Annotated in this window: 15 protein-coding genes; 8 read left to right on the forward strand and 7 right to left on the reverse strand. The window is 44.5% G+C overall.

Annotated features, from left to right (window positions below; genetic code table 11):
- The first annotated feature begins 2 nt into the window (after positions 1 to 2).
- The 5 genes from ISG33_RS12480 to ISG33_RS12500 all read left to right on the forward strand — a co-directional run bounded on the left by ISG33_RS12480 (position 3) and on the right by ISG33_RS12500 (position 4,194).
- Entirely contained in the window at positions 3 to 773 is a 771-nt protein-coding gene (locus ISG33_RS12480; RefSeq protein ID WP_195733951.1) for a SapC family protein, read from the forward strand.
- An 81-nt stretch (positions 774 to 854) separates the two neighbouring features.
- On the forward strand, positions 855 to 2,309 hold the full coding sequence (locus ISG33_RS12485; protein WP_195733952.1) for an SLC5 family protein: 1,455 nt from the start codon (positions 855 to 857) through the stop codon (positions 2,307 to 2,309).
- A gap of 268 nt (positions 2,310 to 2,577) precedes the next feature.
- On the forward strand, positions 2,578 to 2,811 hold the full coding sequence (locus ISG33_RS12490; protein ID WP_195733953.1) for a PGPGW domain-containing protein: 234 nt from the start codon (positions 2,578 to 2,580) through the stop codon (positions 2,809 to 2,811).
- Between the two features lie 224 nt (positions 2,812 to 3,035).
- Positions 3,036 to 3,893: an SPFH domain-containing protein gene (locus ISG33_RS12495; RefSeq protein WP_229333581.1), complete on the forward strand. Its 858-nt coding sequence runs from the start codon at positions 3,036 to 3,038 to the stop codon at positions 3,891 to 3,893.
- 82 nt (positions 3,894 to 3,975) lie between these two features.
- The gene (locus ISG33_RS12500) at positions 3,976 to 4,194 is read left to right on the forward strand and encodes a type II toxin-antitoxin system antitoxin (RefSeq protein WP_195733954.1); all 219 of its coding nucleotides are present in this window, start codon (positions 3,976 to 3,978) and stop codon (positions 4,192 to 4,194) included.
- A 27-nt stretch (positions 4,195 to 4,221) separates the two neighbouring features.
- Here the strand turns inward: ISG33_RS12500 and ISG33_RS12505 are convergent, their stop codons facing one another.
- Both ISG33_RS12505 and ISG33_RS12510 read right to left on the reverse strand, forming a co-directional pair.
- Positions 4,222 to 5,697, reverse strand: coding sequence for a methyl-accepting chemotaxis protein (locus ISG33_RS12505; protein WP_195733955.1), 1,476 nt, complete (start codon positions 5,695 to 5,697; stop codon positions 4,222 to 4,224).
- Between the two features lie 121 nt (positions 5,698 to 5,818).
- Positions 5,819 to 7,777 (reverse strand): beta-galactosidase, encoded by a 1,959-nt coding sequence (locus ISG33_RS12510; protein WP_195733956.1) that lies wholly within the window; start codon positions 7,775 to 7,777, stop codon positions 5,819 to 5,821.
- A gap of 186 nt (positions 7,778 to 7,963) precedes the next feature.
- On the opposite strand from ISG33_RS12510, the gene ISG33_RS12515 reads away from it, so the two are divergent.
- The gene (locus tag ISG33_RS12515) at positions 7,964 to 10,111 is read left to right on the forward strand and encodes an alpha-galactosidase (RefSeq protein ID WP_195733957.1); all 2,148 of its coding nucleotides are present in this window, start codon (positions 7,964 to 7,966) and stop codon (positions 10,109 to 10,111) included.
- Positions 10,112 to 10,174: 63 nt separating this feature from the next.
- On the opposite strand, the gene ISG33_RS12520 is transcribed toward ISG33_RS12515, so the two are convergent.
- Genes ISG33_RS12520 through ISG33_RS12530 form a run of 3 tightly spaced genes read right to left on the reverse strand, consistent with a single transcriptional unit; the run spans position 10,175 to position 12,830 of the window.
- Complete coding sequence (locus ISG33_RS12520) at positions 10,175 to 11,089, reverse strand: SMP-30/gluconolactonase/LRE family protein (RefSeq protein WP_195733958.1); 915 nt, start codon at positions 11,087 to 11,089, stop codon at positions 10,175 to 10,177.
- A complete protein-coding gene (locus ISG33_RS12525; RefSeq protein ID WP_195733959.1) occupies positions 11,086 to 12,054 on the reverse strand; it encodes a 2-dehydro-3-deoxygalactonokinase in 969 nt (322 codons plus the stop codon). Before ISG33_RS12525 ends, ISG33_RS12520 begins: the two co-directional genes overlap by 4 nt.
- Positions 12,054 to 12,830, reverse strand: a complete 777-nt coding sequence (locus ISG33_RS12530; RefSeq protein WP_195733960.1) for an SDR family NAD(P)-dependent oxidoreductase — start codon at positions 12,828 to 12,830, stop codon at positions 12,054 to 12,056. The genes ISG33_RS12525 and ISG33_RS12530 overlap by 1 nt, the downstream gene beginning before the upstream one ends.
- Before the next feature lie 197 nt (positions 12,831 to 13,027).
- Here ISG33_RS12530 and ISG33_RS12535 point away from each other — a divergent pair, with 197 nt between their 5' ends.
- Complete coding sequence (locus ISG33_RS12535; RefSeq protein WP_195733961.1) at positions 13,028 to 13,726, forward strand: FadR/GntR family transcriptional regulator; 699 nt, start codon at positions 13,028 to 13,030, stop codon at positions 13,724 to 13,726.
- 10 nt (positions 13,727 to 13,736) lie between these two features.
- Positions 13,737 to 14,759: an XdhC family protein gene (locus ISG33_RS12540; protein WP_195733962.1), complete on the forward strand. Its 1,023-nt coding sequence runs from the start codon at positions 13,737 to 13,739 to the stop codon at positions 14,757 to 14,759.
- A 120-nt stretch (positions 14,760 to 14,879) separates the two neighbouring features.
- On the opposite strand, the gene ISG33_RS12545 is transcribed toward ISG33_RS12540, so the two are convergent.
- Both ISG33_RS12545 and ISG33_RS12550 read right to left on the reverse strand, forming a co-directional pair.
- The gene (locus ISG33_RS12545) at positions 14,880 to 17,471 is read right to left on the reverse strand and encodes a glycoside hydrolase family 3 protein (protein WP_195733963.1); all 2,592 of its coding nucleotides are present in this window, start codon (positions 17,469 to 17,471) and stop codon (positions 14,880 to 14,882) included.
- 15 nt (positions 17,472 to 17,486) lie between these two features.
- Positions 17,487 to 18,746, reverse strand: a complete 1,260-nt coding sequence (locus tag ISG33_RS12550) for a sugar MFS transporter (protein WP_195733964.1) — start codon at positions 18,744 to 18,746, stop codon at positions 17,487 to 17,489.
- Positions 18,747 to 18,770: the final 24 nt, after the last annotated feature.

An 18,770-nucleotide genomic window follows, 5' to 3' on the forward strand; every position in this document is an offset into this window, starting at 1 on the left:
TTATGACAAAATTAACACTCGTTGAACTCAGCAGCACCGCGCACAAAGATCTTAAAATTAAGAACAGCGCAAACATTGACCACATTGCAAAGCAGCATCTTATGAATCTGCGTGCAACAGAGCTTGGTCAGGCGGCAACCTGCTATCCCGTTTTTGCCACAAAGAACTCGCATAACGGTTTTTGGACTTTCTCTGCAATGACAAGTTTTGCCCCCGATAATAACCTATTTGTAAAAGACGGAAAGCTCGATGCTATTTACCGTCCGACCAGTGTGCAAAGTTTTCCTTTTTATCTTATGCGTTCTCCGAAGGATGAAAATGCCTACACAATTGGGATTTTAGAAGACCAAGGTGATTTTTCTAAAAGCTCTGGCGAAGCACTTTTTGACGAAGAAGGTAAACCTACGGCGGCCACCAGCAATCGTATTCAGATCTTGGATGCAGATGTACATAAAGATGTGCAAACGGCGAAATTTAGTCAAACACTTGAAAAAATGGGTTTGTTTAAAGCGCTCGACATGAACGTTCAATATTTAGCAGGTGATAGTTCAAAAATTAGAGGCTTACACACTATTGATGAAGATCGCTTCCAGGCTCTGAGTGTTGAGGAACTAGATAGCCTTAGAAAAGAAGGTTATTTAATGCCGATACACGCTATGTTGATTTCGATACTTCAAGTTAACAAACTGATTAATTTGAATAATGAAGTGGTAGAAAGGCCTCAAATCGTTGAGGTAAAAATGGAAGTAGCGAAAGACGCTGCTATCTCTTAGCAAATAAGTAACTTAATAATAAAAAAGACTTACCACGCCCCTGGCTAGCGCCATAAGAAGTGAGTAAGTTGAGGGAGTATTATGTCGGACGGTATTATTCAGGTTTCAGTCTTTTTTGGGGTGACGCTACTCATTGCCTTTCTCACTTACATGCACTGCCGAGGCAAAGGCCATAGAGATACAAATCAGACCAAAGAGTACTTTTTGGCTGGCGGCGGTCTGGCATGGTACTTCGTAGCGGGCTCTATCACACTTACTAACCTTAGTACCGACCAGCTAGTGGGTATGAATGGTAACCAAATGGCCTTACTTGCTCTTTGGGAGTTCTCCGCTGTGGTGGGTTTGATTATCCTCGCGAAAGTGTTCTTACCAGTCTATTACCGCTACAAATGTACTACGACCACTGAGCTACTTGAGCGTCGATATAACGATAAAAACATACGTGCTGTGATTAGTAGCCTGTTCTTTCTTGGATCTGCCCTAATATTTTGTCCGGCAGTTATTTACAGTGGTTCGTTGTTCATGATCAACATGTTTGATTTACAAGTTAACATCATGACCGTTGCTGTTGCTTTCGCGGCAGTTGGCGCTATGTATGCGATATTCGGGGGCTTGCGAGCGGTAGCGGTGTCAGACACCTACTCTGGGGTACTTCTGCTGATAATGGCGCTAGTAGTCGTATTCGTCGCCTTAGAAGCAATTAATTACGATTTCTCTGGTATTCCGCCTGAGCGCCTCACACTTATTGGCGACGACGAATCTCCTATCCCTTGGCATACCTTGCTAACCGGTATGATATTTATTCAGATGTTTTACTGGGGCACAAACCAAGTGATTACCCAGCGCGCTATGGCCGCTCCAAACATCAAAGAAGCCCAGAAAGGGGTATTCGCTGCCGCTGGAATTCGCTTGATGATTGTACCAGCAATTATTGTTGTGCCTGGCATTATTGCCTTCAAGCTATATGGTGACATTGGTGACGCAGCCTATGGCACCATTGTAGGTGATTTACTCGACCCTTCTTTGTCAGGCATCTTCGCAGCGGCTATGGCGGCGGCAGTGCTTACTACTTACAACAGTAATTTGAACTCAGCCACCGCACTATATGTTTGTGATATTCACCAAGCTTATATCAATAAAGAGCCTAACGTTCAAAAGCTAAGCGGCTTAGTAACCGCGTTGCTGACTATTGTTTCTTTAGCTCTTGTACCGGTATATGCAAGCGCAGACAGCATTATCAACCTGATACAGCAATTGTATGGCTTGTTAAGTATGCCAATATTATCGGTGTTTGCAGTAGGTCTACTATTTAAGAATGTACACGCCAACGCAGCTATCGTTGCCGTGGCATTCGGTGTTTTATTCTATGGCGCGATGAGTTTTGAATTCTCACCTTTACATGCACCATTTGGTTTGCACTACATACACTTGATGTTTATTACGCTGATCTCTTGCGTGTCGGTTGCTTTAGCAGTCAATGCAATTGTGTTTAAACAAAAGCCTGTTTTATCTTGGGCTAACACTGCTGAAATGTAAGCTACAAATGTGAGTTTAGTCAATGCTCACTTAGCTAGAAAGAGCTCCCTATATTAGGCCGGTATGCATCTTGCTACCGGCTTTTTTTATGGTGAAGAGCAAGATTAACCTGACTCGCCAATAATTAGTGTATTTCCTCACTAATATAGCTTCCACCATAGCGATGATTTTATTTTCTTTATATTTTACAATGACTTATATTTTGGCCTCGATCTTGATTATAAAAATTTCAAAGAACACATTAACTTGAGAAAATAGGAATACAAGCATGCAGCTTATCAAGAAAACAGCACGCACGGTTATAGGCGGTGGATTAGTCACTCTAGGCTTAGTCTTTGTGATTATTCCGGGCCCTTCTTTATTACTCATAGTACCTGGTTTGTTTTTGCTTAGTTACGACTATGTATGGGCAAAAGCTTGGCTTCGAAAATGCCAAGTTTTAATGAAAAAGGCAGCAACGAAGATAGATGCCTTTATTGCTAAGAGGAAAATGCAGGGCTAGTAGCCAGCACTAATGTATCTTTTGGTATGCTGTTATTATCCCACAGAAATCAAGCGTCAATGCAGCGCTATATGCACGTGAACCAGAACGAGAATTGGGCCACATGTATATTAACAATCGACAGCATAAACGACTCTGTCAAAAAACACAGAGTTAACACCATTTGCAAATTTAATAAGATGAGACTAATATGATATCAAAGTGATATCTATAAAGGAGATCTTATGATCACAGAAAAGAAAGGTTTTTCCATTAATGGCTTTGCAGTAGCGCTGATAATACTGCCCATTTATATTTCACTAACCATCTATCTTTTAAGCAATAATATTGTCAAAGCGGCAGGTGTGTTAATGGTGCTCTCCAATGTCTTCTTGTTCTTTGGTTTCTTTATGGTGCAACCAAACCAAGGGCGGGTTATGACCTTCTTTGGAAGCTATGTTGGCACAGTCAAAGAAACTGGCCTGCGCTGGACAATTCCATTTTTTATGCGCAAAACTGTTTCGTTAAGGATTAGGAATTTTGAAAGCGCACAGATTAAGGTTAATGACAATCAAGGAAACCCAATAGAAATTGCCACCATTGTCGTGTGGTCTGTTTCAGACACTGCCGAAGCCGTATTCGAAGTTGACGACTATGAAAGCTATGTAACCATACAGAGCGAATCTGCTTTGCGCATCATGGCGAGTAGTTTCCCCTACGACCCAAGTGATGATGCTGCAGCTGAAGTAGCCCTTAGAAGTCACCCGGTTGAGATTGGCGACAGACTCAAAGAAGAAGTACAAGAGCGCCTTGGCAAAGCGGGTATTACGGTACATGAAGCTAGAATTAGCCATCTTGCATACGCGCCTGAAATTGCTAGCGCTATGCTTCAACGCCAGCAAGCCTCGGCCGTTATCGCCGCACGAAGTAAGATTGTTGATGGTGCTGTTGGTATGGTCGAAATGGCATTAGACCGCCTTAAGAATGATGGGGTGGTAGAGCTTGATGAAGAGCGCAAGGCTGTCATGGTATCGAATTTGTTAGTGGTTCTGTGCAGTGATAAACACGCACAGCCCGTGGTAAATGCCGGTAGTTTATATTAATGCATTTATTTTGGCGCATGCCACTGCTATTTTAAAAATGGCTTGGCATGCTTCTTTTTAACTCACAGTAAAGGCCAATATTTTGAGTAGCAAAAAAGCCTATCCACTAAGAATAAATGCACAGGTACTTGCTGCTATGCAACGTTGGGCTGATGACGAACTTCGCAGTGTAAACGCGCAAATTGAATTTGTGCTTCGTGACGCCCTAGTGAAAAGCGGTCGAGTCAAGCTTGTTCAAAAAGCTATTACTGAAGTGGTCGATGCCGACGATCAATCACCTCAGTCTATTGAAAAGAGTTAGAAAGCTAGCGTATTTGCTATCTTTGTATTATTTGAACTTCGCTAACTCTTGCTGCAAGCTGGAAATTTCACGATTCAATGCGGTCACGGTTTTACCGGAGTTTTCAGCGTTGTTCGACAAGGTACTCGATGTAGATGCTAAGGCATTTGTCGATTTGGCTATTTCCGACGACGCCAACGACTGCTCACTAATAGCAACAGACACTGATGTCATATTCTCACTTAATTCCGCAATATTACTCACCACGGAATCAATTATGTGTTTTGCAGAGTTTGAAGATTCTGCAACACTCTTTGATTTTTCTACACAGCCATTCATACTATCAACCGATGCCTTAGACTCCATTATCAACGACGACGTTATGTCACTGATCTGTTGGGTATTCTCTTTAGTTCTCATTGCTAGCTGACGAACCTCATCTGCTACCACAGCAAAGCCTCGGCCATGCTCCCCGGCTCTTGCAGACTCTATAGCCGCATTCAATGCCAGTAAATTTGTTTGTTCAGAAATTGATGTGATGGACGCCATAACGGTTTCTATCTGCTGGCACTTTTCGGATAAGCTCATAATGGTGGTTGCTGTAGCGCCCAAGTTTTGTTGCAGCTCTAATACTTCTTCATTCGAACGAATAACAACTTCACTGGCTTCGAGAGAGGAAGTGCGCGATTCGTCAGACAGCGTATTTACGCTCTTGGCACGTTCAGCTACAGCATCATTATTCACCGTCATTTCTTCAGTGGCGGCGGCAATGGTTGATACTTGACCCGTGGTGGTCATGCTAGCTTCACCTACTTCGTTAGATAAATCACACACTGTTTTAGATACTTCAGATATATTCGACGAAGCATTAATGGCATTTTTCACTAGCGAGCTAAATTCAGCCAACAAAGCACGGAATTCTCTGATCTCTCTAGTATCGCCTTGTGGTGACGCACTCAAGTCCAGTTTCCCAGGTTCAGCCATTATATGACTGATTGCATTCAATATCTCAAGAGATGAAAGCGCCTCTTGTTCGCTTTGTTTGGAAATAAAGTAGAGCACAGCACCTTCGGCCACAGCAAAAGCAGCATGGATGGCTAACACATATATCATTAAATTTGATTCTTCGAATATGAAGACACCTGAGCCGGAAGTTTGCAATACATAAAAAAGAACATGATGCACCGCAACAACTAAAACACTTGAGACCACTACTCGCCAATCTCTGTAGACTGTAGTCACGGCCATCACCGCAAAAATTTCAAAGTGCATGTAAGTAAGACCACCTGCTTGCTGTATATGCAAGGCAGCAAATAGCTGAGATGCCACAACGGCAACATGCCTAGTAATGGTGGCACTAGGTGCAGTTTTAAATAAGAATAGGGGTAGAGCCAGAATGACCAAACCGATTAACAGCCCAGATACAAGCGTACCGGTTGCAAAGCCGACAGCCACACTCAACAGATATTGAATTATTAGCACACCAGAATAAACTTGGTGACCTTTTATGTGCCATGGATACACGCTACTTCCTTCGATATTTTTTCCAATATGAACTTATCGGCTGGATGGCAGATTAGTTAACGAAGAAAGTAAGTGAGGCAGCGTTTTTCTGAGTAACACTGCCTTTCTTTTAGCTGTGATTTTACTTTTTATATATTGCTACATCATATGGCGCTAAGGTTTCACCACCCACCACAAAGTTTGCATTACTAGGCGCCTTAAAGTGCTGTTCGACGTGGCCGTAGTTAAATACAAAGGCAACATCACCTCGGTCAACGATCCTTACGTCTTTTGGCAACTTCATAATATTTAGATCCAGCTCTGCCGCTAAAGATTCAAAATAAGCGATAAGAAAACCTTCACAACTAAGCGTTGATATGTAACTGGTATTTTCGAAGCGTGCTACTGCTGGTTTACCATCATGGTAAGAGGCAGCAGTAATCACCGTTTCTGGTAATACGATCTCTTCACGCCATAGCTTACTTTCGTACTCACCGTCGTTAAAGTTGAGAGTTTCAGAGCAGTCTGGACGTATAGTCTCGGTTGAATGGATTTTAATGGGGATCAACTGTTGTATTAATCCTGGCGGTAGTTCTGGTGCAAGGGTCAGTTCACTGGTTTTGCCTCCCGAGCGCGGACCAAAAACAAGGTGTGCTTTGCTGTGCTTGCACTTATCGATAAATGCTTGATCAACTATCGGCAAGCATGGCGCTACTAATAAGTCATATCGGCTGAAGTCACAGTCGGTAGAGATGAAGTCCACGCTCAAACCTAACTGTCGCAAAGCCGTGTAATAGGCAAATTCAACTTGTTGATGATTGTAGCTGTCGCCCTGACGCTCAATCTCAGTTACCCATTGATTAATCGTACCGGTAACAATCGCTACTTTTGATTTAACTGGCGCAGCGGTATCAATATGGGCTTTTGCAAGTTCGTCGCGCACTCGCTCGATTTCAAACCATGCTTGCGACTTCGAATTATCGTTTCTTTTTACGCCTGCATGCATTTGTTCTTGAGCAAAAGGCGCTTGCCGCCAACGGAAATAACACACCACTTCAGCACCATGTGCAAAGGCCTGCCACGACCATAATCGCACCATGCCATCTTCCGGACGCGGGTTGTGATAGCCCCAATTCACAGGCCCTGGTTGTTGCTCCATTATCCAAAAATTGTTTTTACTCACGCCACGAGTTTGATCAAAGGAGTAGCTTGAGAAATCAGGGTGCCCTGTGCGCATGTAAGGCTTAAATTCTTCAGCAGGCATGTCTTTGAAGAACATATCAGTTCGCCCTAGCGGGTAATTGTCGTAAGCTACAAAATCAAGGTTTTTAGCCAACGCATAGTTGTCGGTTTGCGTATCAACCATGGGAATAAAATTGTGTGTAACAAAACGGTCTGGCGCATTCGCTCTGATAATTCTTATCATTTCATCGTGGAAGCGAATAACTTGGTCGGAACTGAATCGCCTATAGGCTAAATTATGTGAGGGGTGCGTTTCCGTAACGGCTAATATTGGCAGCTCAATTTGACTGAAATCTTGATATTCCATTGACCAAAAAATAGTCCCCCAAGCCTTATTCAAAGTATCAATGTCATCGTAATAATTTGCACACCACTTTTGAAAGGCAAGCTTAGCGTTTTCCGAGCCGCTGTGGGTAGTGTCATGACATGCTATTTCATTATCAGTTTGCCATCCTACTATTGCTGGATGCTCACCATAACGCTTAGCTAACACCTCAGTAATTCGCATCGCTTCATTGAAGTAGTTTTCGCTAGAAAAGTCGTAATGGCGACGTGAACCGAAACCGCGAGTCGTGCCGGTATTGATATCCACGGGCAAAATATCAGGGAATTTATCTATTAGCCATTTTGGCGGTGTGGCTGTGGGCGTACACATAATTACCTTTAGCCCTGCACTGGCAATAGTGTCTATTGCTCGGTCTAGCCAAGTAAAGTCGTACTCACCATCGCGTGGTTCCATTTTCGACCACGCAAACTCGGCAATACGCACATACTCTAAGCCTAATTCACGCATTTCTGTTACGTCTTGGGCCCACATTTCCTCAGGCCAGTGTTCTGGGTAATAGCAAATACCTAACATAATAAATTCTCATGGTTGATGGTGGTACGTATCTCTACTTCTGTATAAAGATAACTGACTGTACTAGATTATATGTTAAAAATAAGTGAATCGTCATTTATAATAAACATATTTATATGATATATTTCTGAAAAACACCATATCAATCATATTAATTGCCCGATTATCAAGCCAGAGGATGCTGCAATGACACCTAGCAAAGCACAAAACTTGCCAAGCTCAGTTCAATTAAATAGTCGCCATGCGAGCGTAATTATCAATTGTCAAAACAAAACACCGGCAATAGCCTACTTCGGTAAAAAGCTAGCATCTTCTTCCTCGTTCGATATGATTCAATTACTGCAAACGCGCCAAGAAGCAAAATGCGCAGTAGTGGTTGAAGCTCCGATATCATTAAGCCCTTGCATGGGGGAAGGCTTCACGGGCGGGCCAGGTGTTGAGCTAAGCAATAACAAAGACGCTTGGTCGTTTGGTGTAACACTGCACAAAGTCACACAAAATAATGAACACGAAGTGATTTTTGAATCTATTGATGAACATCGCCAAATCACGCTAAAGCATCATCTTAAGCTCGATGAGCAGAGCAATGTGCTCAGCGCCAGCACTCAAATTATCAACCACGCTGATGAAAAGCTAAACATCGACTATTGTGCTGCGCCTACGATCCCCATGCCCGACCATATCACTAAACTGATGTCCTTTGAGGGTCGCTGGTCAAATGAATTTCACCGTAATACTATCGATTTGTTCTTAGGTGCCGTGTTACGTGAGAATCGTAAAGGTAAAACCTCACATGATAATTTCCCCGGTGCTGTATTACATGAAGCCACTGCTAATGAAGCTCAAGGCGAATGCTACGGCTTTCATTTAGGGTTTAGCGGCAACCATCGAACTCGTGTTGAACTGTTGCCAGAGCAACGCACCTACATACAAATGGGTGAATTGCTGATGCCCTCAGAGCTCAGCCTAGAGCAAGGTGAAAGCTATCAATCGCCTACTTTATATTGTTCCTTTAGCAATCAAGGCTTTAGTAGGCTTTCAAATAATTTCCACAGCTTTGTGCGTAGCAATATTTTGAGCCCACAACAGCAAGCAAAACCTCGCCCCGTGCATTACAACACATGGGAAGGCATCTATTTTGATCACGATGTAGACACCCTAAAAAATCTAGCCGACCGCGTCGCTAAATTAGGTGTAGAGCGCTTTGTATTAGACGATGGTTGGTTCAAGGGGCGCAGAGGGGACTATGCCGGCTTAGGTGATTGGTTTGTCGACGAAACTATTTACCCCGACGGCTTGTCTCCTATTATCGACCATGTGACTGGATTAGGCATGGAGTTTGGCATTTGGTTTGAACCTGAAATGGTTAATCCTGACAGCGACCTTTATCGCGCCCATCCCGAATGGGCACTACAGACTGAGGGGAATGAGCAACTCGCATTCAGAAACCAGTTGGTTCTTGATTTAACCCGCCAAGAAGTCATCGACTATTTATTTAAGTGCATCGACGATATTCTCAAACTCTACCCTAGCATCTCGTATATAAAATGGGATATGAACCGCGACATCAATCACGCTGGCGATGCAAAAGGTAAGCCGGCTGTTAGCAAACAAACCCAAGCGCTTTACAAACTAATAGACGACCTCAAAGCCGCTAATCCTGGTGTAGAAATAGAAAGCTGCTCATCAGGTGGCGCTCGCATTGACTATGGCGTGTTAGCGCACACCGACAGGGTTTGGACCTCAGATTCTAACGACGCACTCGACAGGCTGAGTATTCAGCGTGGCTGCTCGTTCTTCTTCCCATCAGAAGTAATGGGAGCACATGTTGGCCCACGTGATTGTCATATCACTGGCAGACATATCAGTATTGAAATGCGCTCGGGCGTGTCGTTCTTTGGTCACTTTGGCCTAGAAATGGACCCTCGCGAACTCAGCGAACACGAAGTAGATGCTTTACAGCAGGTTATTGCTTTGCATAAAAAGCACCGCGAATTAATTCATTCAGGAGACCTCGTTCGCTTAGACACAGATGGCAATTCCATTGATTTTGGCATTATTACCAAAGACAAGTCGCACGCCCTTTATGCTTACAATAGCATTACTGAAACCAAACGAACCATGCCTAAAAAGTATCGTTTTACTGGGCTTGATGAACAAAAAGCTTATCGCTTCAATTTGATTTGGCCGACTCACTTGAAAGAGTATTCTGAATCCATACTAAGCAAAATCGAAGGTGAAGTGATAAGCGGTGAATTATTGGTAAATATGGGCATGCAACTGCCAATTACCTTCCCGCAAACCACACTGATTTTTGAATTAAGTGAAGCTTAAAGGGCGCAGAGCCCAGCTTAAGGGCTTGAGAGCCTAATAGATAGCGCAAAGATAACGTAGGGCCTATAGCTTACATTTAGGCTCTTCGATTCCTTTTACTGCATTGAGTTGATACACAAACACGTCACCTGATTGTGGCTCATTCGCAAGGGCTTCTGCCGACAAGGAGTGCTTAGCAGTGGTCACGATTAACCAATCCATGTCTGGGCCTCCTATAGCGACACTTGAAGGCTGACTAACCGGTGTTTTTAAGACGATATCGATACTACCATCGGGCTTATACCGCAGTACTTGTGACGCCCCCCACTGGGCGTTCCACAAATGGTCGTCACTATCTACGGTCGCACCGTCAGGAAAGCAGTGCCCTGTGGTGATGGCAAATTCACGCTTGTTCGAGATTGTTGCACTTCGAGTGTCAAAATCAAAAGCATAAATACTTTGCTTTACTGAATCTGCGTGATACATCGTCGTACCGTCTTTACTCCAGCACAAACCGTTTGATATGAGTACATCGGAAATCGCTCTAACCGGCTTTTCACCGGCAGATGCAAGGCAATACAAACTACCCGGCGTTGTAGTAGGCAAAGACAAATCATCTTGCTCACACATAGTGCCGGCCCAAAAGCGCCCTTGCCGATCGCTTCTGCCATCATTGAATCGGTTCAGCCTTAAGTGCATCTCTGGCTGAGCTAACCACCTAAGATCCCCATTAAGCAGCGAATATCGGGCAATGCCAATATCAAAAGCAGCAATGATGTCGCCTTCAACTTCGGTAAAGGCAAAGCAACCTATGCGATGAGGAAGTTCGAAGCTCTCGAGTTGTTTTGTGGCGGGAAAATAACGTTGAATTTTAGCGGCCAAAATATCGACCCAATAAATGGCTTGTTCCTGCACATGCCACAAAGCACATTCACCAAGCACGGATTGTGAGGGAATGCTGAATAGTAGTTGTCCTACCGAAGATTGCTTGGTATTCACGATATTTCTTTTAGTTGTTGCGCAGAATAATGATAAATCGCGTTGAAGCCCAATAGCGTTGTATTTGTGACCTTGCTGATCTTAGAGCGAATACCCTCAGACGCAAGCACTCTAGCAAAACTACGACTTAAATGAGGCGCGCCAATAATAGTGACCTGATCAACCGAACTTAATGACCATTCAGTGGCATGAAGCGCTGCGCGTATATCGCTACCTATGAGCAAACCCGATAAATAGGATGTGGCCTGCTCTTTACTCAATTCACCAAATAACTGCTTGGAACGCACACTAAACAAACCATGCATAAAGCTCCCAACTTCACTGTTGAGGGTAAACGCCGCCCCTTTATCAAAAGCATCTTGCTCAAAAGCAGCAAGATTGAAGTCGGGTCCTTGGGATTGAATTAGCACGCTGTGATTTGCAATTAAATCAAAAAGCTCACCGGTAAGTGCCGTTTTAAAGAGCTTTATTTTACCGTCTTCTACTAGCACCCATTTAGTATGAGTGCCCGGCAAACAAAGCAAGTGCCGACCTTTTTTATGCGCACTGTCGAGTTGCATCCAACCTAGTATTTGAAGTTCTTCACCTCGCATACAATCGTAATTGTCGTTTTCAAGCCGACAACTCAACCCTGGCACAATACTAATGGAATAGCCCTGACACTCAAATACAAGACTCGACTTAGCCACTTCACCTGGTGATATCGGGCAAGATAAATACGGTGTTTCTTTCCAACCAATACTTGACCCTATTTGACCAGCCATTAACACAGGAAGTTTGCCATAGTCTGCTTCCCAAGCAGATATAGCATGCAATAAAGTTTCCTCGAAACCCATTGGTGACTTACTTACGCCTAAACCAGCAGAGCGCGCTAATAGTTCAAAACTACCGTCACCTTTCGCTTCACACAAAAAAGCCCGCAAACGGCTTGTACCCCAATCAACAGCAATATAATGAGTTGGCATTAAGTTCTGCCTCCATCAATATTAATCGCCTGCCCTGTAATCATGGAAGAATCGTCAGAAGCCAAAAATAGAGCAAGATTCGCCACATCTTCTGGCTCTATGCGCTTTTTCAAAGCCATGTCGTCAGTCCACTTATCTTCTTCTTCTTTTGTCAGCCAGCTCGCGAGTTGACGTTCAGTTGCTACCCAGCCCGGAAGGATGGCGTTTACACGAATATTATCGACACCAAAATCGCGTGAAAGTGATTTAGTCATGCCCATTAACCCCGCTTTAGCGGTGACATAACCCGTCATCTGTTGCGGTCCAATCAGGGCATTTATCGAGCTAAAGTTAATAATGCTGCCACCGCTTGATGCAGGGTTGTTGTGCATAATTTTATAAGCGGCTTGGGAGGCAAAAAAAGCGGGATCGAGATTGACTTGCATACACTTGTGCCAATCGTAGGCAGAAATGTTTTCAACATCTTGGCGAGCATCGTTACCAACGTTATTAACTAACACGTCAAGCGTAGAAAATTCACTTGCTACATCGTTGATAGCCAATTTAAGAGAATCAGGGTCGGTAACGTCTACACGCCTAAACCAAAGCCTAGCATCAGGATTTATACGACCAATTGACTGGAGCAAATCGGCTGACGCAGTCTCGTTTATGTCAACAAAAGCAACCTTAGCATTCTGCCTAACAAAGGCTTTAACCATTGCAGCACCAATGCCTGTTGCACCGCCCGTTATAAATACTACTTTGTCGGTCAAACTCGCATAGCGGGTGTATTCCATAGTGCTCCCTACTTTGTTCAGTTACTGTTACTAGTATGTGTGCTTCGGTAATGCAGTCAACAATTAGAAGAAAATATTGGGAAGCGCAAGCGAAAACGCAAAAAAGTGACTGAATATTCACTGAAATTAAAGCACATTCTGTTCAAAGACAAAAATAAATATGATATAACTGATTAATCATCTAACGGACGAGACGTATGAAGAACTCACAGCGCCATAATTTAACACATCAGCTTACCCATGACTTAGGCATTGCCATTGTAAATGGTAAATATCCTATCGGCGAAGGTATGCCCTCTGAAGCGGATCTATGTGTTGAATACGATGTGAGCCGAAGCTCTACTCGTGAAGCAGTCAAGATGCTTTCGGCGAAGGGGTTAATATCCTCTCGTCCAAAGCAAGGCATACGAGTGTTACCTGAAAGCCGTTGGAATATGTTTGATACCGACGTGCTTACTTGGATACTCAGTTCCAAACCATCCTTGTCACTGCTTAAAGAATTTACCCAGGTACGTTTTGCTATTGAACCCGAGGCCGCAGCCTTAGCTGCTGAGAATGCCACCGCAGTGCAATTAGCTCAAATAGAAAAATCTTTAGCACGAATGGCCGACGCCGACGCTGGCCTAGACGATCCTCTAGAGGCTGATATCGAGTTTCATACCTCTATCCTTGAAGCGAGTGGTAACCGTTTTTTCGTTCAGCTTTCAGACTTCATCAGTACCGCATTAAGGGTGAGTATTCGCTACACTAACAAAATTAAAGGTGTGCCAGGCGCAGATGTGCAAAAGCATGCCGACATATTCAATACCATTCGCTCTCGCGATGCTGATAAAGCCCGCGATGCCGTATCAACCATCCTTACCGAAGCATTAGAACTCATCGAATCTAAGTTGTAAGCCGCTATTCATGGCGAATCACATTCAACAATTATTAAACACTTGGTTTGAAAAGCGAGATGAGCTCCAATGGGTGCTAGCCACCATTATAGAAATTGATGGTTCGTCTTATCGCAAACCCGGTGCAATGATGATGATTAACGACTTGGGTAAATATCATGGCCTGCTGAGCGGCGGTTGTTTGGAGTCTGACATCATGCGTCAGGCCCGACAATGTTGGAGTTCGCAACAAGCTAAAATCATTCAATATGATATGCGTGAAGAAGAAGATATAGCATGGCAAATGGGCATTGGCTGTGGTGGTTTAGTTCGAATTCTTTTACAAGCCGTAAACCAAGAGAACAACTATCTTGAACTGGCCAAACTTAGAGAACTGGTGAACGCAAATAAAGTATGCGAATACCATCAGTCACTGGCTAGTGTTGAAGCCCGAAATGAAGTAAAGGAGCTTTCTCAATTAAGCGGTGAGCTCAACGAAGGTCGTTCAACAAGCGCTAAACAAGTTCACACAAAGCTCACGACTGAGACATTCATTCATCGTATTTCACCCTTAACTCGCATTGCTATTATTGGCGGCGGCGTTGACGCAATTCCAGTTGCTAGCATTGCCTTGAGTCTTGGCTGGCGAGTCATGGTAGTTGATCATCGCAGTGCCTATGCACGGATAAGTGACTTCCCTCCTGGCGTCCACATCGTTAAAAAAGAGCTGACCGTGCGCGACGAACACCCTTGGATTCATGACATTGACGCTGCAGTTGTCATGACCCACAACGTAAAACTTGATGCCGAGGCGCTGTTGCTGCTTCAAACAAGCAGCGCTAAATATATTGGCCTACTGGGCCCAACTCATCGCACCGACAGAGTGTTAAAACATGCCGACATAAACCGAGAGCAAATAAAGATAACATTTGCCAATCCTATAGGCCTACAACTGGGCGGAGAATTGCCAGAGTCGATCGCGTTGTCTATTGTCGCTGAAATCCACGCTTATTTAGAAAAAGCCTCAGGGGCATCGATCAGCGCTGTTTTATAAGCTCTCGTTTCCCTTGCCAAACTTCCGTCTCCCTTGCGTAGGCAAGGGCCTAGTTTCCTGCCTCCGCAGGAAAGACGGATGGTAGCAGGGAAGACGGATGGTGGCAGGAAAGACTGCTCCCTACTGGCAGCGCATGTCTGCTGTATCGGCTTGCTCGAATTTGAAAGCAATGTCACTAATGCTTAGGCTCAGTGCTTCCTTACTCGACAACTGAAAAGGCGACACCATATTTTCGAACTTCACCCCCTGCTGAGTAAAGCAGCGCGTGTCGATACTGAGCTCAGACCAAGTGTTTGCAGGTAGGTCTTTTAACAAGTCAGCAATATTGACTTGCCCTCGGCAACTGCCACTTGGATCGCCTTCGCTTTCACAGTTCATACCTAGGATGACCTCATCTGGAATGGCAGATTCAGTTTTTAACATGAATGACAACACCGCTTTGTTTTGGCTTTGAGGGTACATATCTTCTCGAAAAAAGCTCTTACTCGCTATTTGCATTCCCGCTCCGCTTGAGCTCTTTTCAAAAGAAAGCCTAAAAGCGTCCTCTTGCACTATTCTATCAACGGTTCGATAGTTCAACGACTCTACGCTGGCCGTGCTTGCAGTGACTGGCTGCATATGTGTGCCCGACATTAACCAAAGTTCCCACGGCTGCTGCAGGGAACCGGTAAAAATAGTCCGGCCCTGACTGTCTTTAGCACTCACCTCGTATTTTTCGTTAAGATCTGAGGCTAAGAGGTTTTTGTCGCCATACGACAAGCCAAATCCGTAAGGGAGTAAAGGTGCATAGTCTTCGTCATTCAAGTTTACGCTTGTTTGGTCGGGGCGGGCTGGCCAAGAGAAAGATAGCCGCCCAGTCATATCGTACTGAATATCGCCGTCTTGAGTTTTAAATAAGACCTCGGCAACCGCATCGCCTTCGGAGCCTGGTAACCAAGCTGCAACAAAAGCATCACTGGCATTCAATTCGGCATTTACCCACATTGGGCGACCACTTATGAATACCGATACAACAGGAATGTTGTCGGCTTTGAGCTTTTGCAATAATGCCAGATCAGATTTACTACCACGTTGATAATCCAAATGTTCTCTGTCACCGTGTCCTTCGGCATAAGGCTCTTCACCAAACACCACAATAGCAACATCAGGTTTACTACTATAATCGCCGCTTTCGTTTAGGCTCACCGTGCCGCCAGCCGCTAAAACCTGCTGCTCAATACCATCAAAAATAGAACTCCCTCCGGGGAAGTCATCGTTTGTATTGTTAGTGCCTTGCCAAGTGATTGTCCACCCGCCCGATTGTTTACCGATGTTATGCGCAGCATCACCAGCTACAAGCACATTCATGTTAGGGTCGAGCGGCAGTAATTGCGCCTTATTCTTCAACAGCACCAAAGATTCTCGCACCGCTTGCTTAGCAATATCGCGATGGCTTTGCTGGCCGATAAGCTCCGTTTTACCTGAAAACTGACGCTTTGCCGGGCTTGGCTTTTCAAACAAACCTGCTCTTACTTTTACGCGTAAAATTCGCGTAACCGCATCATCAATGCGCGACATGGGTATCACACCGTCTTTGACTTGCTGAATTAGGTTTTCATATAAGGGTTTCCAAGCATCCGTTGGCACCATATAAATGTCTAAACCCGCATTCGCAGCCTGCGGGCAACTGGTATTATCACAGCCCTTCACTTGACCATGACCATTCCAATCACCCACCACAAAACCGTCAAAGCCCATTTTTTCCTTTAGTACATCGGTAATAAGATACTTATCTCCGTGTAATTTCTTGCCATGCCAGCTATTAAATGAAGCCATCACTGACTGCGCGCCAGCACTTAGGCCACCCACATAGCCTTGACCATGAATTTCAAATAAGTCGCGCTCAGAATCGATGTTGTTGCCTTGATCATCACCACCAACCGTGCCGCCATCACCAATAAAATGCTTCACGGTGCTTATCACACGGCTATCACCCAAAAAATCATCGCCAGGTGAGCCTTGTAAACCTTTTACAATCGCCTTTGAGTATGCATACACGATCTGCGGGTTTTCAGAGTAGCTTTCGTAAGTACGCCCCCAGCGATCGTCTTGCACTGTTGCAACTGTTGGTGCGAATACCCAATCAATGCCTGTTACCATTACCTCTGTTGCAGTTACCTTTGCAATCTTTTCGATTAGGGCTGGATTATTCGCAGCGCCTAAGCCGATGTTATGCGGGAAGAGGGTTGCACCAATCACATTATTGTGGCCATGCACTGCATCGGTTCCCCACATCGTAGGGATGCTTGAACCATCTATGCTAGCGTCGATAGAAGCTTGATACATATCTTCAGCCAAATTTATCCAGTCTTGTGGTGTTGAGTGCTTATTGTTGTTAGGAAAAGCACCGCCACCGTTCAAATAGGAACCAAAACCATATTTGCGCATATCCTCAACGCTAATATCGCGGATCTCGGGCTGTATCATCTGAGCAATCTTCTGCTCTAAGGTCATGTCTGCTAACAGCGCTTTTACTCTGGCCTCTTCGTCAGCCGAGGGTTTCACCACAATATCAAGGCTTGGCCATATATCTATACCCTGTTCTTGGCTAGCACTGCCACCAGCATCTCTGCCTGCAGTCATCACCGATTGATTGCAACCCGAAGCAAAGACAATAGCTGCGGTAAAGCCTACGCAAAGTAAAGATTTAGTTCGATTTGTATAAGTCTTCATAATTTGTCTCAATATTTAGTCTTTAAGCGGAGTCGAGCCCTTCAAGCCGTAATACGCGATAAAAAAGTAGCAAAGCAATGGCACGATAAATGAGATTTGCAGGCCTATTTTGTCGGCAAAAAAGCCTTGAAGCAGCGGTACCAAAGCCCCGCCTACAATGGCTAAGCACAAGTATCCTGAAGCTTGCGCGGTACTTTGACCTAAACCATTTAACGCAAGGCTAAAGATAGTCGGGAACATAATTGAATTAAAAAGGCCAACCGATAGCAAAGACCACATCGCGAGCTTGCCATCGAATACAATGGCAGATAGCACTAAGAGCATCACCATAACTGCGTTAAAAGCGAGCACGTTCCCCGCTGCAATTTTCTGCATAACGGCTGCGCCAATAAAGCGTCCAACCATTGCACCGCCCCAATAAAAGGCAATCACTTTTGACGCCTGCATTTCATTGAGCCCTGCAATAGAAGCTTGGCTGAGGAAACTTACTAAGAAACTGCCTATGGCCACTTCAGCGCCAACGTATAAGAAAATACCAATTACGCCAAAGCGCAAATGCCTATGTTTCCACGCGTCGGCCACATGAGTACTATTTTCCTCTTTACGACCGAGGTCGGGCAGCTTTAAAAAAGTAAAAGTCGCTGCGAGTAAAAGCAGTGCGCCTGCAAGGATAAGGTAAGGAAGTTGCACTAAGTCAGAACCAGCAGCCGCAGCTTCAACTTCTGGGTTATGCGTAGCACCGAACAGCAAGAAGGCTCCGAAGAAAGGCGCAACGGTCGTTCCTAGCGCATTAAAAGCTTGCGTCATCGTAAGTCGCGATGAGGCGGTTTTTGCTTTACCCAATACCGTAACATAAGGGTTAGCCGCTACCTGTAATATAGTAATGCCAGATGCCAGAACAAATAGCGCAAACAAAAAAACCGCATACACATGCATTTGTGCCGCAGGATAAAACAACAAACATCCAAGGGCAGCTATCACTAAGCCGGTAACGATGCCTTTTTTGTAACCGATTTTACTCACTAAGAAACCAGCCGGCACAGACACAACGAAGTAAGCACCAAAAAAGCAAAACTGCACCAGCATAGCTTGTGTGTATGAAAGGTCGAAAGCGCCTTTCAAATAGGGGATCAAAATATCATTTAAACAGGTAATGAAGCCCCACATAAAAAATAGCGAGGTGAGCGCGAATAACGGGAAGGCATAAGACGGTTGATTGCCAGAGCTATCGTGTGGTGCTTCAGATGATTCGTAGTTTGGCATAGTAGACGCCATGGGTAACTCTCCAAAATAGATTAA

It is taken from the genome of Marinibium conchae (assembly GCF_015595035.1).
GTDB lineage: Bacteria > Pseudomonadota > Gammaproteobacteria > Enterobacterales > Alteromonadaceae > Glaciecola.

Excerpts from the sequence above, each read along its gene's own strand:
- ISG33_RS12550 (WP_195733964.1), bottom strand. The coding sequence starts at position 18,746 with ATGGCGTCTACTATGCCAAACTACGAATCATCTGAAGCACCACACGAT.
- ISG33_RS12495 (WP_229333581.1), top strand. The coding sequence starts at position 3,036 with ATGATCACAGAAAAGAAAGGTTTTTCCATTAATGGCTTTGCAGTAGCG.
- ISG33_RS12485 (WP_195733952.1), top strand. The coding sequence starts at position 855 with ATGTCGGACGGTATTATTCAGGTTTCAGTCTTTTTTGGGGTGACGCTA.
- ISG33_RS12480 (WP_195733951.1), top strand. The coding sequence starts at position 3 with ATGACAAAATTAACACTCGTTGAACTCAGCAGCACCGCGCACAAAGAT.
- ISG33_RS12525 (WP_195733959.1), bottom strand. The coding sequence starts at position 12,054 with ATGCCAACTCATTATATTGCTGTTGATTGGGGTACAAGCCGTTTGCGG.
- ISG33_RS12510 (WP_195733956.1), bottom strand. The coding sequence starts at position 7,777 with ATGTTAGGTATTTGCTATTACCCAGAACACTGGCCTGAGGAAATGTGG.
- ISG33_RS12540 (WP_195733962.1), top strand. The coding sequence starts at position 13,737 with ATGGCGAATCACATTCAACAATTATTAAACACTTGGTTTGAAAAGCGA.
- ISG33_RS12515 (WP_195733957.1), top strand. The coding sequence starts at position 7,964 with ATGACACCTAGCAAAGCACAAAACTTGCCAAGCTCAGTTCAATTAAAT.
- ISG33_RS12535 (WP_195733961.1), top strand. The coding sequence starts at position 13,028 with ATGAAGAACTCACAGCGCCATAATTTAACACATCAGCTTACCCATGAC.
- ISG33_RS12490 (WP_195733953.1), top strand. The coding sequence starts at position 2,578 with ATGCAGCTTATCAAGAAAACAGCACGCACGGTTATAGGCGGTGGATTA.
- ISG33_RS12545 (WP_195733963.1), bottom strand. The coding sequence starts at position 17,471 with ATGAAGACTTATACAAATCGAACTAAATCTTTACTTTGCGTAGGCTTT.
- ISG33_RS12530 (WP_195733960.1), bottom strand. The coding sequence starts at position 12,830 with ATGGAATACACCCGCTATGCGAGTTTGACCGACAAAGTAGTATTTATA.